The organism is Saccharothrix sp. NRRL B-16348 (assembly GCF_001280085.1).
Classification (GTDB): Bacteria; Actinomycetota; Actinomycetes; order Mycobacteriales; family Pseudonocardiaceae; genus Actinosynnema.
Genome location: NZ_LGED01000019.1, coordinates 1 through 12,452, shown reverse-complemented (window position 1 = coordinate 12,452; position 12,452 = coordinate 1). Strand labels below are relative to the sequence as shown.

12 protein-coding genes are annotated in these 12,452 nt (G+C 63.2%); 7 read left to right on the top strand and 5 right to left on the bottom strand.

What is annotated here, in order from left to right; translation table 11 throughout:
- Positions 1-630: 630 nt before the first annotated feature.
- A complete protein-coding gene (locus ADK67_RS52175; RefSeq protein ID WP_197289294.1) occupies positions 631-1,119 on the bottom strand; it encodes a hypothetical protein in 489 nt (162 codons plus the stop codon).
- A 70-nt stretch (positions 1,120-1,189) separates the two neighbouring features.
- Between ADK67_RS52175 and ADK67_RS55270 the strand changes: the two genes are divergently transcribed.
- Together ADK67_RS55270 and ADK67_RS48630 are read left to right on the top strand one after the other, a co-directional pair.
- Positions 1,190-1,429 (top strand): integrase core domain-containing protein, encoded by a 240-nt coding sequence (locus ADK67_RS55270; protein WP_442974107.1) that lies wholly within the window; start codon positions 1,190-1,192, stop codon positions 1,427-1,429.
- Between the two features lie 509 nt (positions 1,430-1,938).
- Positions 1,939-3,573 (top strand): AAA family ATPase, encoded by a 1,635-nt coding sequence (locus ADK67_RS48630; RefSeq protein WP_197289293.1) that lies wholly within the window; start codon positions 1,939-1,941, stop codon positions 3,571-3,573.
- A gap of 342 nt (positions 3,574-3,915) precedes the next feature.
- On the opposite strand, the gene ADK67_RS52165 is transcribed toward ADK67_RS48630, so the two are convergent.
- Entirely contained in the window at positions 3,916-4,056 is a 141-nt protein-coding gene (locus ADK67_RS52165; RefSeq protein WP_197289292.1) for a hypothetical protein, read from the bottom strand.
- Positions 4,057-4,170: 114 nt separating this feature from the next.
- Here ADK67_RS52165 and ADK67_RS52160 point away from each other — a divergent pair, with 114 nt between their 5' ends.
- The 3 genes from ADK67_RS52160 to ADK67_RS04870 all read left to right on the top strand — a co-directional run bounded on the left by ADK67_RS52160 (position 4,171) and on the right by ADK67_RS04870 (position 8,309).
- Entirely contained in the window at positions 4,171-4,422 is a 252-nt protein-coding gene (locus ADK67_RS52160) for a hypothetical protein (RefSeq protein WP_197289291.1), read from the top strand.
- A 225-nt stretch (positions 4,423-4,647) separates the two neighbouring features.
- Positions 4,648-5,151, top strand: coding sequence for an integrase core domain-containing protein (locus ADK67_RS53365; RefSeq protein WP_082403224.1), 504 nt, complete (start codon positions 4,648-4,650; stop codon positions 5,149-5,151).
- A gap of 29 nt (positions 5,152-5,180) precedes the next feature.
- Positions 5,181-8,309 carry an NACHT domain-containing protein gene (locus ADK67_RS04870; protein WP_157619932.1) on the top strand — a complete coding sequence of 1,043 codons (3,129 nt, stop codon included), beginning with the start codon at positions 5,181-5,183 and terminating at the stop codon, positions 8,307-8,309.
- Here ADK67_RS04870 and ADK67_RS53360 read toward each other — a convergent pair.
- The 3 genes from ADK67_RS53360 to ADK67_RS04865 form a co-directional block, all read right to left on the bottom strand.
- Positions 8,299-8,481 (bottom strand): transposase domain-containing protein, encoded by a 183-nt coding sequence (locus ADK67_RS53360; RefSeq protein WP_231648019.1) that lies wholly within the window; start codon positions 8,479-8,481, stop codon positions 8,299-8,301. The two genes, ADK67_RS04870 and ADK67_RS53360, sit on opposite strands and share 11 nt — an antisense overlap.
- 369 nt (positions 8,482-8,850) lie before the next feature.
- On the bottom strand, positions 8,851-9,099 hold the full coding sequence (locus ADK67_RS48615) for an integrase core domain-containing protein (RefSeq protein WP_197289295.1): 249 nt from the start codon (positions 9,097-9,099) through the stop codon (positions 8,851-8,853).
- Between the two features lie 36 nt (positions 9,100-9,135).
- Complete coding sequence (locus tag ADK67_RS04865; protein WP_053715179.1) at positions 9,136-10,620, bottom strand: HEPN domain-containing protein; 1,485 nt, start codon at positions 10,618-10,620, stop codon at positions 9,136-9,138.
- Between the two features lie 50 nt (positions 10,621-10,670).
- Between ADK67_RS04865 and ADK67_RS04860 the strand changes: the two genes are divergently transcribed.
- Positions 10,671-11,054, top strand: coding sequence for a hypothetical protein (locus ADK67_RS04860; protein ID WP_053715178.1), 384 nt, complete (start codon positions 10,671-10,673; stop codon positions 11,052-11,054).
- A gap of 791 nt (positions 11,055-11,845) precedes the next feature.
- Positions 11,846-12,295, top strand: a complete 450-nt coding sequence (locus tag ADK67_RS04855) for a hypothetical protein (protein ID WP_053715177.1) — start codon at positions 11,846-11,848, stop codon at positions 12,293-12,295.
- Positions 12,296-12,452: the final 157 nt, after the last annotated feature.

Below are 12,452 nucleotides of genomic sequence, written 5' to 3'. Positions count from 1 at the left end.
GAACGGGATCTACGTGTGGGACGTACGGCCCGACGTGACTCCGGACCGAGTGGAACTCATCGTCACGGATCGTCACGGCATCGACCGTGAAGCACCAGGAGCCCTGTTCTCGCTGCGCTAGCCTCCGGAAGCCGGCTCCGGTTCTTTCGGTCAACAGAAGAGCTTCCGCGCCTGTGCCGCTCGAAAAGTCATCGTCGTTCCGGCCCGCGCATCGTGTCGCCGCCGCGGGATGGTGTCATCCTGGGGCGATCAGTCCGGTTGAGCGGGGCCAACAGAACCTGTGCCGCTCGAAAAGTCATCGCCGCTGGTAAAGCGAGGGCTTCACCGTCTTGAGAGCATGTCCGGGTGATCGTGTCCCTGCTGTACAAGGTGACCCGTCAACTGCTGTCCGTGCCGTCGACGGTACTGCGCAGCGAGGCGGCCAAGGACGCCGAACTGCTCGTACTGCGCCACGAGAACGCGGTTCTTCGCCGGCAACTCACGGGTCCGGTCCGCTACGAGCCCGCGGACCGGTTCTGGTTCGCCGCCCTGTCCGGGTTGGTAGATCGTCGACGTTGGCCGGCGATCTTCCCGGTCACGCCGGGCACCCTGCTCGCCTGGCACCGCAAGGCACATGGCCCGAAAGTGGGACTACTCCGCGCGTCGACGTACCGGACGCCCACCGACACGAGCCGCGATCAAGTCACTCGTGCTGCGACTCGCCGGGGAGAACCCTCGGTGGGTCATCGGCGAATCCAGGGTGAATTGGCCCGACTCGGCCATCACATCGACCACTCGACCGTCTGGCAGATCCTGCATGACGCGGGCATTGACCCGGTAACACGCCGCCGCGGCCCGACCTGGCGCGAGTTCCTCACCGCCCAAGCCCAAAGCATCATCGCGGCGGATTTCCTCCACATCGACACCGTGCTCGGCACACGTCTGTACGCACTGGCGTTCCTTGAACACGGCACCCGGCGCCTGCACATCACCGGCGTCACCGCCGACCCCACACAGACATGGACCGTGCAGCAGGCCAGGACCCTCACCGCCGAGCTCGGACACCGGATGGCGCCCCTGCGCTTCCTGCTCCGTGACCGCGACGGCAAGTACAACCACGCGTTCGACACCGTCTTCCAAGCCGACGACCTCCACGTGATCAAGAACGCACTGCGAGCACCGAGGATGAACGTCCACTGCGAAACGGGCCATCGGCGGCCTCCGATGCGAGCTCCTCGACCACATCCTGATCCTGAGGGAAGCCCACGCACGCCAGATCCTCAAGACCTACGAAGACCACTACAACCGACACCGGCCCCACCAGGGCCGCCACCAACTACCACCCGACGCCCAGCAGCACCCTGCCGCGATACACGACCTCGACGCCCACAGACTGCACCCCACCCGCATCCTCCGCAGCCTCATCAACGAGTACAAGTATGCCGCTTGACCTGCAGCGATGACTTCTCGAGCGGCACACGGGACAGCAGGCCCTCCGCGGCCGAAGCCGGAGGCGCTGCGCCAGCCGGTCCGCATCGCTTCCGGATGCCGAGTCGCAAGCTTGTAGGAGCGTGGGAGGTCGCGCGTGTCGTGTCGCTGTCGCGTAGTCACTTGGCGGTGACGAATTGTAGTTCACCCATATGGGTTATACCTCAACACATAACACCGACTGGTTGACGAGCGATAAACATCGTGAGCGTACTTCGGAACCGTCACCGCGATCAACTTCCATCACCGACGACTGTGCGATTATAATAGCCAGATAGAGGGTTTTTCTAACCGCACTGACCGCTTCCGGTGCACTATGACGAACTGCAGCGCAGGGGCGTTGCGCAGGTGAGCTCAATGACTTCTATAGATAGTCTACCAAGTCGCATCCGATTGACTCGGGTAAAATTGACCACCGGGCCAGAGATCGCGATAGCGGATGGCCTAACCGTTATCGTTGGACCGAACAACGTGGGGAAGTCCGCCTTGTTGCGCGAACTCTTCGCAGGACTGGTAAGCGAGCAGAATGTTTTTGGACCCCGCGACGTGTTTCGCAGCTACGAAGCGCAATTCTCAGGAACAGCGGATGACTACATAAATTCACTAGGAGGGTACTTCGCTAGACGGCCGCCAGGTCAGTATGCCGACGGCTACTATCGAGAAGACACATTCAAACTGCCGAGTGGGATACTTCCGCTGTCCGCTATTCGGACTCTATGGGGCAGTTCAGATATCGGCTTAGGACGATTCGGTCAACTCTTCGCACTGTACCTGGACGCCGCGAACCGCCTCGAAATGGCACACGATGCCCCTTCTTGTAATCTACTTGGCGGTGAACACCCGAACAGTCCGGTGCAACACCTCTACGCGAGCCCGGCGTTGGAAGAGCGTTTCAGTGCACTAATGGAGCGCGCTTTCGACATGCCGATCACAGTCGGAAGGGTAAGCGGCAACAGGATTACTCTTCACGTAGGCAGTGTCGACACACCGCTGACGTTCCCACCCACTGAGAAGTATATCGCAAGCCTCCGGTCGCTTCCGCGACTTCAAGAGCAAGGAGATGGCGTTCGCGCATTTGCGGGAATGCTTCTCTCTATAATCACTGGCCGATACGGATTGATCATCATAGACGAGCCTGAAGCCTTCCTGCATCCCGCGCAAGCTTATCTATTGGGGCAACTCCTCGCAGAGCAGCATGTCGCGGGCACTCAGGTAGTCGTGGCTACACACAGCGCTGATGTTATCGAAGGAATAACTTCGGTTACGACTTCTCAAGAAGTATCGGTCGTCCGACTCACGAGAAAGGTCAAGTCCAACCATGTGGCGCAAATGCACCCCGACACCGTTCGGAGGTTGTATCAAGAGCCGTTGATTCGTTACTACCCCATACTGGACGGGCTCTTCGCTCAGGGGGTCGTCGTATGCGAGGCGGATTCCGACTGTACATATTACCGAGCGGTCCTTGAAAGTTGCGGCGCGGCGGATGGAAGCCTGCTGCCTCCGGGCCTGGGAGTGCATTTTACTCACTGCAGCGGTAAAGCAAGGATCGCCCGCGTCATGACCCTCCTGGGTGCGGCGAGAGTTCCGGCAGCATGCATAGTAGACATTGACATACTCCAAAATGTGCGTGAATTCGAAGGTCTGATAGAAGCTTGCGGGATGCATCCGGCAGAGGCTGTCGGATACCGGAATTCTATAGCACAAGAATTGGAGCGCGACAGAGTCAGAGTGAAAAGGTCCGTTACAAAGGAACGTGCTGAACGTATCTTCAGTTCGTCGAACTCCGAATTCCTCGCCGCCGGCGAGTTGCGCGATCTCAAGGCGATGCTTACCCCAAGGTCAGCTTGGAGCGAGATGAAGCAAGATGGCACTGCGAAGATGGGCACCGAGGCTGCTTGCGCTTTTAATACCTTGGATGATTTGCTGCGAGAGCGAGGGGTTTTCATGGTACCTTGCGGCGAATTGGAGGGATTTCATCCGGATGTCAGTGCAAGAAGTAAGTCCGAGTGGCTACGAATTGTCCTCGAAGAGCGGAGATATATGCAATCGACACGGGCGTGCGAGCTTCTACGCGGCGTGACGGCTTTTGTGGCCAGTCGGCAGTAGCGCGTTTCATCGTAGCCGTTCGAGCTGAGATATTGCGTCGGGTGACTGATCGTTGGCTTCAACGTGCGACAGTGATGTTTCGTCGGCGCCGTCGGGTGTTGATCGACACGCGGTATCTCGAACTCTGTGCCTGCCGACAACCCCATCCATGCAGGTAGAAGATGCACGAAGCTCAAGACCACGAACCGCTCGCGGCACGGTTGCCATCCGCCGTGACGTCGTCCAGCACGGCATGATGAGCGGCTGTGCTGCTCCGACTGGCCTACCTCGGTGTGACCAACGCCTTCGCGCTGCTGCGCCTGCTGCCCATGAGCGACCGGGACAAGGACACGGGATCTGGCGTTACGGCACCAGCTCACCGTCCTGGAACGCCAACTCGGTGACGCCCGTCCACGGTTCTCCCCCGACGACCGGGCGTTCCTCGCGGCACTGCTGCACCGACTTCCGGTCGATGCGCTTCGTCGGCTCCAACTGCTGGTGCATCCGGAGACAGTGCTTTGGTGGCACCAGGACTTCATGAAACGCCGCCACGCGATCAGATCCCATCCCAGGCGGCCCGGTCGTCCACGGACCGTCCGCTCGATCCGACTCCTGGTAGTGCGCCTGGCACGGGAGAACCCCGCCTGGGGCTACCGCCGCATCCACGGCGAACTCCTCGTACTCGGCATCACAGTCGCCGCCTCCACCGTCTGGCAGATCCTCAAGGACACCGGAATCGACCCGGCGCCCCAGCGCACCACGACGACCTGGCCGGCCTTCCTCCGCTCCCAGGCCGACGCGCTACTGGCATGCGACTTCTTCGAGACCGATACGTTGAGCGGCACCCGCCTGTGTACGTGCTCGCGGTGATCGAGCACACCAGCCGCCGAATCAGGGTCCTGGGCGCCACCGCGTACCCGACCGCATCCTGGGTCACCCAAGCCGCCAGGAACCTCGCCATGGACCTCGAAGACGAGGGCCGACACGCGCGGTTCCTGATCCGCGACCGCGACGGCAAGTTCCCCCGCCCTGTTCGACACCGTCCTCGCCGACGCGGGCATCGAGGTCGTCCTCAGCGGCGTCCGGACACCGCGCATGAACGCGATCATGGAACGCTGGATCCGCAGCTGCCGCCGCGAACTACTCGACCGCACCGTCATCCAGAACCGACAGCACCTACTCCACGCCTTGCGCGAGTACGGGAAGTACTACAACACCCACCGGCCCCATCAAGGCATCGCCAACGCCCGACCACTGCGCGCACTGCCACCAGCCGTCACCGCCCAAGCGGCCCTCACCCGACTCGACATCCGCCAACGGCAACCACATTGCCCACTCGACGGTCTGGCGAATCCTGCAGAACGCTGGCATCGACCCGGCAGCCCGCCGCACCGGCCCGACCTGGCGAGAGTTCCTCACCGCCCAAGCCCAGGACGTCATCGGGGCTCCGACCTGGACGACAGGGCGAGCCACATCACCAATCGCGTCCCGTCGTCTACGGCCCCTCGGTCAGAGCCAACCGTAGCGGTGACGCTCTGTCCGTTCGGGCGGCCAGCCAATCGAGCGAGTGGCCCGGAAGCCCGTCCACCGCCTTCCTGATGAGCACGAGTATCACTAGGATGTGACGGATGGGACGGCAACCACCGATCACCTTCCGCGGCGCGTTAGAGATATTGGGTCACTTTGAGAGACCGTGGCTGAACCGGCTGGATAAGATATGCGGCGGCGTGATCGTCGGTGCTGGTCTTGCCCCCGCCGAGGCGGCAATCTCGGCCGTGTGGGGGTGGATTGACCAGAAAAAGGAGGCGCACGGACTGCTCGGCGCGGCACTGGACAAGGTTTCCGATCGAATACTCGACACAGGACTCTTGAAACGTCATGAACTGGTCGTGGCCGCGCACACGGCGCTGGCGATGAGCGCGTTCTTCGAGGTCATCGCCGAATCACCTATCGGCACCGCGCTGACCGAGGCCGGGATCTCCGACCGGGAGAAACTCCTGCTCGCCGGCGCTCCACTCGACATCGTGGACCACACGATCCAGTCCTTGTACCGACTGGAGGTTCCGATCCCATCGGCCGTCACCCCGTTCGCGCAAAACAGGGAAAACATCGCCGCCTGGGCGACGCTCATGGCCGAAGACGTGTCGCGGTTCGTACACTCCGTGCTGTACGATGAATTATACGATGAAGACTCCGATGATGATGTCAACCCAGAGCAGCAACTACGCGAATCGAAACAATTCGGAACCCAGGCGCAGCAGCGGGTCGGAGCCGCTACCGAAGCGCTCTACAGATCGTCGTACCTGGACTTCGCGGCTAAAGTCCCGGAGTTCAAGATCTGGGCCGACTTGGTCGAACACGCAGGCACCCAGAGCGCTTTGGCCCGCATGGAGCAATTGCTCTCGGCAACAGTGAAAGAGCTGCCCGCTCACCGTGACCTCGCGGCCATTGTGCGGCGACTCGACCAGGCCACCCTTCGCGGTCCTGTGCTGGACGCCGCGACCGACGGATACGGAACAGGCGTGACTTTCCCGTCACTGGAGGAACTGTTCGTCGACCCGAGGTGCAAGTCGATCTCTTTCGGAAAAGGCGGTTCACCGATCGGTGACGACACCTTCTGGCAGATCAACGTGTCGGAGACCGGGGATCTGGGAACCGTCCTTGCCCGGCACTTCAGCTCGGCCCGAGCGACGACCCAGCCGTTGCTCCTGCTGGGGCATCCGGGTGCTGGCAAGTCCTTGGTGACCAAAGTTCTTGCCGCGCGGTTACCCGACTGGGGATTTCCGACCGTGCGAGTGCCGTTGCGTCACGTCGAAGCCAACGCCACCATCGCCGTACAGATCCAGCAAGCGCTTGACGCAAGCACCCACAACCGGGTGTCGTGGCACGATCTCGTTGAGCAGACAGCCGATCGGATCCGGGTGGTGCTGCTGGACGGATTGGACGAGCTGCTACAAGCGGGGACCGGCCAGCACGCCGACTACCTCCACCAGGTCGTCGAGTTCCAACGCACCGAAGCAGCGCTCGATCGCCCGGTAGCTGTGGTAGTGACCAGTCGCACCCTCGTCGTCGACCGACTCTCACTACCCAGCGGAATACCTCTGATCAGGCTTGAAGAGTTCGACACGAACCGGATCAAGGAATGGGTAAGACGCTGGAATCTCGCTCAAGCCGATCCCGCCTCTCCGACTATGCCCGTCAACTTCGCGCTAAGATATTTTAAACTCGCCGCTCAACCACTCCTATTGCTTCTGCTCACCCTATACCGCACTACCCATGAACACACTCAGAAAACCGTTGAACTTTCATCTGCGCGACTGTACGAGAACCTGATCACCGATTATGCGCGGCGCGAGGTTAGCAAGAAGAGCAGCCGTCGACTCGACGGAGGCGAATACGACTCGGCGGTTGAGACACAAATCCGAACCTTGGCCATCGCCGCATTCGGCATGTTCAACCGCGGCCGACAAGACATCACCGAGGCGGACCTGACCGTCGATCTGCAGAGCTTGGAGGAGCCGCAGACCGCCCCGACCGGGGAACGAGTCTTGGGCGAGTTCTTCTTCATCCACACCCCGGAAGCCCGCGAGGTCTCCTCCATACGCCGGAGCTACGAGTTCCTGCACGCTACGTTCGGGGAGTACCTCGTCGCCCGACACATCGTCGACGAACTGCACGAAGCAGCTCACAGTGCCTTCAGCGGACGACGGCGCCAGGAGCCTCGCGCCGACATGTTGCTCGCGCTGCTCTCTCATCAGCCGCTGGCCATCCAGACGCCCATCCTGCGTTTTCTCGATGACCGACTCGAGACGCTCGACCAACGCGAAATCGAAACAATTCGCGATACACTCGACCTCTTATTGAGAAATCACCGCCGCCGCGGCATGACACACGCTTACACCAAATACGCCCCCCAGGAGCCCGATACGCTGCGCACCCTGACGTGTTATGTCGCCAACCTGGTACTGCTGCGTATCCGACGAGCATTCGGCCGAACCGGCGTGGCGACGAAGACCTTATTCCCGGGGTCCGACCCGATGGACACGTGGCGCAGCGTGGTGGACCTCTGGCGCGCCGGGCTCGACGAACAGGGCTACCACGCCATGCTCACCGCAGTCGATCTCGTCGATGGCGAACATGTTGCCCGAGAAGGCCTCCGCGGTTCCGTCACACGCCTCCAGCACTTGCATCATGCTCGCCTGCGAGGGGACCACGCGCTGGTGTCACAGCTGCGGCTTGCGCACATCGTCGGCGGAAACAGCGTGTACATCGTGCAACGCGGCTCGCCAGCGACCCGGATGAGAGAATGGGTTGACTACTTCCGGGCTTGGACCGCTGCGGCTTGGGGTGAGCCCGATGGCATCCCACCACTGGCCTTGGCACTTCCACCGAAGTTACCTTCGGGAACGCCTGCGCCAACGTCTGAGTCCGACGTCTTGCGGCGGACCGCCTCGCTTCTCATAGCGTTCAGCGGTGAGGTGTCGCATCAGCACGCACCGGCACTGACGAGCTGGCTGAACGAGTTGCGCGCACATGCCTTGACGTGGAGGGACGCCGACCTGGCCCGACAACTCCATCGAGCCGCCGATATCGCCACAGCACGAACTCAAGGAACAGCGGAACCCGGCGACAGGCCACAAGACAGGAGTACCGCCTGGGAAACGATACTCGCCGTCCACTGCCACAAGATCGAGGACAACGGCGAATCGGAACCCGTCTTCGAAGGAATTCCAGTGCTTCCGGGTATCACGAGATGAGATCTGCGTGAGCTGGCCATCGACTTCTCAACCGAGCTCGCGGGGGATCTTCGGAGGTCCGCTCCTTCAGGTCTTCTAGTCTAGGCGGAAACAACCGGTCACGTTGCCCCCTGCGACCGGTCTCCGCGATCACCCAATCCACCCACTCCGGCGGAAACGAGCTGGTCAACATCCCGATCGCGATCCGATCCGACAACCGGGCATCCGTCTCGAGCTTGACCTGTCCAGGCCGCAGCATCCAGACACCTCCAAGACACCCAACCTGTGTCGCGTTCGCGGACGAGACGGCGAGCAGCGCGTAGAGCTGACCGCAGTCCCTGGGTCCGTCAAACGAGCGGCTCTGACCCGTAGTCGGTGGTGACGTCGAGTAGCCAGCCACGATCATGACCTTGTGATGGATGTCGAGTCCCTTGCAGGGACGGTGTTTTCCGGACTGTCGACGCTGGCCGTCCAGGACGTGGCGGACGGTGGCGGCATGGTGGTGGTCACGGCCCGTACCCGCGAGGGGTGCCAATAGTCGGCCACGTGGCCTGACCTGCGCTTACGCAGCGATGGGTTCGTACTCGTTAATCAGGCCGCCGAGGACTGGTCGGCGGCGTAGCGAGATGTGGCCCGGTTCTGGAATCGGCTGGTCCGGTCGTGGTGGCAAGAGTTGAAGTGCTCTGTGTGGTCGGCGGTGGTTGTAGTGAGCCGAGTAGCGGTCGAGCACTGCTCGCAGGTGGTGTTCGTTGATGATGAGCAGGCGGTCGGTGACTTCCCGCCTGATGGCGCGTCCGAACTGCTCGTGCAGGAGCCGTGGTTCGTCGACGGTGGCAGAAGGCGACGCTCAGGCGTCGCCGCTCGGAGCGATCAGCCACTTGCCCGCGGTACGCGCCGTCGCTCTCAGCTGAGGGTGCTCCTGAACGATTTCTCGCTGCCGCCCGGCCGGCAGGCCTAGCTCGTGCAGCACGTTGAGGATCACGACCGCCGTGGTCACCTCAACGATGGCGATCAGCTCCTCGACCGGGTGGTTCGGCGTCCTGCCCTCGTGCGCGAGGTCGTTGCGGGCTTGCGTTGTCCTGCTCGCCCAGTGGCCCACGTCCGGCATGAGGAGCGCGATCGCGTCCTGGTCGGGGCGCGCGGCGATAGCGTGGAGCCTGTCCCGCAGGATCGGATCGTTGCGGATCGCGCTACGAAAACTGGCGCGGAACTCCTCGGGTACCTGCGCGAGCATCGCCTCGCGCATCTCCTTGAACTCTTTCTTGGGGAACGGCTTCGTGTCGATGCGGAGGCCGCGGTGCAGCACCTCGGCAGCGCCCACCGCCGTCAGGAGGTTGTTCTCGACGAATTGGGCTGGTGCGTAGCGCAGCCCAAGGATCATGTTGGTCGCTGCCTTCAGACGGCCGTACGCCTCGCACCAGCGGGGCACGATCTCCTCGAACGGGAGCGACTCGCAGGTGAAGAAGACTCGGCGGTCGTCGATGGCCTTGGCATCGTGCTTGCCGAGTGCGGCGGGCGAGTAGAGCACGTGGGCGTGCCGGCGCGGCGCGGGGCGACCGTCCGGCAGGACTGACTCGGTCCCGGCCACCTCCAGCCGGAGCCAGATCACGCCAGCCGCACGGTGCGTCGCCAGGGTGATCAGATCCTGCACTAGGCGCGCCGTCTCCCGCGCCCCGGCCGCGGAGAACGGGGCCGCCGGGACGGCTCGCACGAACGCCGTGTCCCGCATGCGCCCCACGGTCTCGCCCTTGCGCTGGTCGAAATACGGCAGTGTATGCCGGTGTTCAAGGCGGAACTCGGTCTCGTCGACCACGACCGACCGCACTTCGACCGGCTTCACGGCAATGCTCCCTGTCCCGTCGATCTTGCCGTCGGGAGCGCCATGGAAGCCCGTGAACACAGACGACGCAGCCCAGAGCCCGAGGTCCTCGACCGAGACCTCGGCCGCCGAGAACGCAGCGTCCTCCTCGCCGCTCACGTGCGCACCGATGATCGCGGTCATCGCCGCCAGGACCTGCTTGTCGGGGCTGTTCACCCGCGCGAACATGGTCCGCTTCTCGCCCGTGGGAATGCAGCCGAGGAGGCTGATCTCGCGCTGCTCGGCCGCGCCGTGGATGACGTCCCAGGTCCTGGTGCCCTCGTGGTACATCGTCACCCCCGGAGCGGGGTTCGTCGTGATGCGGTCCTCGAACGCGCCGATCAGCGAGAGCGAGAGGCCACCCTCGGGGTCGTACCGGAGGACTCCCGGGACCTGCTCGTCAGCGTTGTCCGGCCGCCACCACAGGCCAGCCCACTCGCCGGACTCGTCGAGATTCAAAGGATCGTTGGCCATCGTTCTCCCCCTGCAGCGACTACTTCTTCCCCGCTGCCAGATGTTCCTTTGTGCTGGAGCTCGACCAGCACACTGCCCCCACCTCAGCCGGGCGCGACGCCATGACGATCATCTTATGGCTCGCAACCTCACGCAAACGTCGCCAGAGCCGTCCGCAGCTGGCAGACCACGTCCACTCGGGACGCGCTGGCGCGCTCGTCTACCTCGACGCGGCCGGGTCGGTGCTCACCGGCTTGAAGCGCTCGGACGCGCGGTCGTCGCCATGCATGCGCCGCCGGCACGTGAGCTACTCGCACTGGCAGCGAGGATCGGTTTCATCATGCCCAAGCAGCCGGCGGATTCGCTTGGAGATGTGCTGCCACGGCCTTACCCGTGACCTGGGTGACGTGCCGGAAGAAGCTGAGGCACTGCTCGACGTCGACCAAGCGCAGTGACGGGTCGTCAGGTGTGGGGTTCCAAAACCCTGCACCTGAGCGCTGAGCTGCGGTGATCGCGCATCATGAACCGTAAAGGCATGATCGCGAGACGTGGCGCTACGACTGCTGTACCTGATCTTCGTCCGGCTCGTTGGCTGGCTGGTCTTGCTCGGTCGGTCATCGGCGCCAAAGACTTGCAGATGCTGGTGCTGCGGCACGAAGTCGCCGTACTGCGCCACACCACCCCCGCCTGCAACTGGAGTGGGCGGATCGCGCGGTGCTCGCCGCGCTGGTGCGCCGACTCCCCCGGCTGCTGTACGAGCACCGTTTGGTGACACCGGGCACCCTCCTGCGATGGCACCGGCGCCTGGTCGCGAAGAAGTGGACCCACCCGAACCGCACCGGCCGACCGCCGGCCGACGGCACCAACGTGGCGTTGATCGAGCGATGGCCCCGGAGAACAGCGTCTGGGGCTACCGCAGGATCAAGGCGAAATGCTCAAGCTCGGCCACCAGGTAGGCGCTGCAACGGTCCGCCGCGCGCTCAAGCGCCTGCGGGTACCGCCCGCGTGTGGGTGCCAGAACTCTGCACTCGAGCGTTGAGCTGCGGCGATCCGGCACCCTGGGCTGCAAGGCAGGATCGTGAGGTGTGGCATTACGGCTGTTATACCTGATCGTCCGGCTCGGCGGTTGGCTGGTTCTGCTCGGCCGGTCATCGGCAGCCAAGGAGGTGGCGTGGAGTGCCACCGATCATCACACGAACCGGTCAATACTTTGACCGGTCAATACAGTGACCGGTACGGTCGACGAGTGGACACCCAGATCGCGACACCCCAAGCCGTCCGGGACTTCATCGACGCCCGCAACGCCCTGTTCCGCGCCATCGACTTCGACCACGCACGAGGCGTCAGCGCCAACGAGATCGCCCGCATGGCCACACCCGCCATCAGCAGACCCATTGTGCTGTCCTACCTCACCGCCAAACAACTGCACACCGACGCCCTCAACGCCCTGCGCACCGCCAGACTCGAAGGTCCCTTCGGCATCGCAATCACCGGACAGATCGGCCGCGGCTCCCGAACCGTCCACCTCGCCCTCACCTACGACCCCCAGGAGATCGAGGAAAAGCCGGACACACTGGTCACCCGGGCCACCGACGCGCTGCGCGCCGCGGGCATCGACATCCGACTCCCCGAGGGATGGAACTCAGTCACCGACGCGCTCTGGGACGGCGAACCCGTACCACTGCACCGCACCTGACCACGTAACCCGACCCCGCATACCGGTCGAACATCACCGCCACAGCCGAACGGCACACCTGAGCTTCCCCCGATAGCCCGAGGCGGTTGTTACCTGGATGCGGTCGGTGCCGCCGGGATGGTAGCTGGCTGGGTCTGAGCGGCGTGCCAAGCGGCTT

Excerpts from the sequence above, each read along its gene's own strand:
- ADK67_RS04870 (WP_157619932.1), top strand. The coding sequence starts at position 5,181 with ATGGGACGGCAACCACCGATCACCTTCCGCGGCGCGTTAGAGATATTG.
- ADK67_RS52165 (WP_197289292.1), bottom strand. The coding sequence starts at position 4,056 with ATGCACCAGCAGTTGGAGCCGACGAAGCGCATCGACCGGAAGTCGGTG.
- ADK67_RS04865 (WP_053715179.1), bottom strand. The coding sequence starts at position 10,620 with ATGGCCAACGATCCTTTGAATCTCGACGAGTCCGGCGAGTGGGCTGGC.
- ADK67_RS53360 (WP_231648019.1), bottom strand. The coding sequence starts at position 8,481 with ATGTTGACCAGCTCGTTTCCGCCGGAGTGGGTGGATTGGGTGATCGCG.
- ADK67_RS53365 (WP_082403224.1), top strand. The coding sequence starts at position 4,648 with ATGAACGCGATCATGGAACGCTGGATCCGCAGCTGCCGCCGCGAACTA.